This window comes from Acidithiobacillus sp. TH-A36, from assembly GCF_057473445.1.
In genome coordinates this window covers 1-2,553 of sequence record NZ_JBYCKP010000590.1, presented here as the reverse complement: position 1 = coordinate 2,553, position 2,553 = coordinate 1, and the positions used below count along the sequence as shown (strand labels likewise).

1 protein-coding gene and 1 pseudogene are annotated in these 2,553 nt (G+C 52.8%); both read left to right on the top strand.

The features are described 5' to 3' along the window. Nucleotides 1-1,890, top strand: a pseudogene (locus tag AC2VLY_RS14925) (hypothetical protein); the annotation flags it as partial. A gap of 122 nt (nucleotides 1,891-2,012) precedes the next feature. Next, nucleotides 2,013-2,553: DUF6475 domain-containing protein (locus tag AC2VLY_RS14920; RefSeq protein ID WP_486922539.1), on the top strand; the 541-nt coding region annotated here is incomplete at its 3' end.

Here is a 2,553-nt window from a genome sequence, read left to right as displayed (position 1 = left end):
GCTTCTCTGGCAGGCTATGCCAATGTACCGCGCCGCTGGAACAAGGTGCGGGACATGGCCTTGTATGGCTGGATACCCTGCAATGATGATCGCCTGTATCACCCGGTCATTTCGGAAATGGTACTGGAAGTGCAGGGGAGTAAAGGGGCTGCCCAACATGCCCTCCGGGACGGGAAAGAGGATGCTACCGCAGAGCGGCGCCGGAAGAATCGTGAACGGGTCAAGCGCTGGCGCAAGGCCCGGGCGGAAGCCGCCGAGCAAGCGACAGCCTCTGGGCAGGCGGCGGGGGTAGATGCCCAATCCAAGCAATCTGTCCCTGCAGTACGGCCCACGGTAACACCTGGAGTAAGGTCAGATGTAATGCATGTAACGCCCAATGTAACGCCCGATGTAACGCGTTACGACGTTACACAAGGCATTACAGTAATGCGTTACGGTAATGCTGTAATATCAGATAAGATACAGATAAAGATAGAGAGAGAGAATATATATAACCAAGCTGTAACGCCTAAAGGCGTTACAGCGTTACAGCGTAATGCCGCTGTAACGCGTGATGTAATGCGTAACGAAGCACCGGATGTAACGCGTTACACCGATACGGCAGATACCCCAAACTTACCAGGGGATGCGGTACAGTCTTCAACAAAGGTGCCTGAAAACAAGCCCTTGCCGCCTGAAACGGATTTGCCTTTCCAGGATGACTACGCTCAGGATGGTACCATTACCGACTGTGAACCCGTCTCGGAAATCCCATGGAATGAAACCGAGTCCTGCACGGCATCGATGCCACCCGAATCGGTTTTGGAAAATCATCATGACGCGGTTGGTGAACCATCCGTGCAGGTTGATGAAAAAAACTTTTTTCAAAGTGAAAATTCTTTTGAAAATTCTGCGCAAGAAGTCGTGCAGGAAACAGTGCCCGAAAATCTCCCAGAGCCGATGGGTGACACAGAGTTACCATCCAGTGATGTTGAGCCTTCCGACGAACAGGACTCCCTGTGGGATCTTTTTATAAAGGATGGGCAGACTGTTGCGCTCGATGATGGTGATGTTTCCCTGGCTGGTTCGGCCGACCATGAACCGTTTGAGGGTGCCGCCACTGATTCCATTCCTGCTGCGGAGGATGAGGCGCCCTGGGGAAGGGAAGATAATGAGGAGATGTCCCCTGGAGACGAAGAAGCGGCGCGGGCTTTATTCGAGTCCATGAAAAGGGCGGGTCTGTCGATAGACCAGGATGAGGTCGATGACGCCGCTGTTGAAGTGTCGGTGGACGCGCAGGACCCCGAAACCGATGCCGCACCCACCCCGAATAATCGCCTGGAGCGTGCTGTGCACGAAGCGCTGGGGGATGGGACGGAGAAAAAAGTCTTGGCGCAGGAGACGGTTCCAGAAGCCTCCACGTCTGGCGAGGCGGCTGCCGATGCCGACCAGTCTGCTTTACCGGCGCGGGCTGCCAAAAATGGCGCTCGTTTTGCGGAGTTCTGGGCAGCCTATCCCAAAAGGGTCGCTAGAAAGGTCTGTGAAAAAAAGTGGAAGGCGCGGAAGCTGGACGAGAAAGCAGATGTGATATTGGCCGATATTGCGGAACGTCTCGCAAAAGATCACCGGTGGTTAGATGGTTTTATTCCTAACCCAGAAACTTATCTGAATGGGGACCGTTGGGAAGACGGTATTCTTACCGAGTCCGAAAGGCCTGGCCATAAAAATGGCTCCTCTACTGCCGCCGATGATTTACAGCGTAAAAAGGAAGATGCGGCTTTAAAGAAGATATATGGCGAGAATGTGGATCCGGCCTTTTTGAAAGGACTGAGTCCGACAACTAGGCGTAATGCGATCAACGCGGTGGAATGGATGCGATCCAAAGGGGTAGACACCCCTGTTGATGGCTGATGCGGATTTTTACTATCGACACGCTTTCCCCGGGATTTTTCCACAGGCAGAGAATGTGCGGTCTGGCCGCACAACCGGGATGGTAAAATAGCTATTATTGAATATGCAAAAGGAGAGGTCTTATGGAATCCTCTGAAGAAATCGAGCAGGAAGAAAGTTTTGCGCAATTTGCCCAAATCTTGATAGCCTTGGGGGAATATTATCATCGGGACATGAGTTCTATGGTGATGAACCTTTACTGGCAAGCCTTACGGGGCTATCCGCTGAGCGAAATTAAAAGGGTCATCGGTGTGCATGTGGCACATACGGAATCCGGGGTTTATTTTCCGAAAGTGGCAGATTTTATCCGGCTGCTGGATGGTGGTCATAAGGATAATGCGGCTTTGGCCTGGACCAAACTGGAAGAGGCCTTGAAGCATGTGGGGACCTATCAGGATATTGTGTTTGACGACCCCTATCTGCATGCCGTGATTCGGGATATGGGTGGATGGATTCACTTTGGGGAAATCACGCTGGATAAATGGCCATTCGTGGGGAATGATTTTCGGGCGCGATATACCGCTTATCGCTCACGCGGCCTCACGGGGTTGTATCCGGCCAGCTTGCGCGGGCGCTCCAATGGAGAGAACTGGAGCGCCAGTTTTCCACTGGATCCGCCGGTAC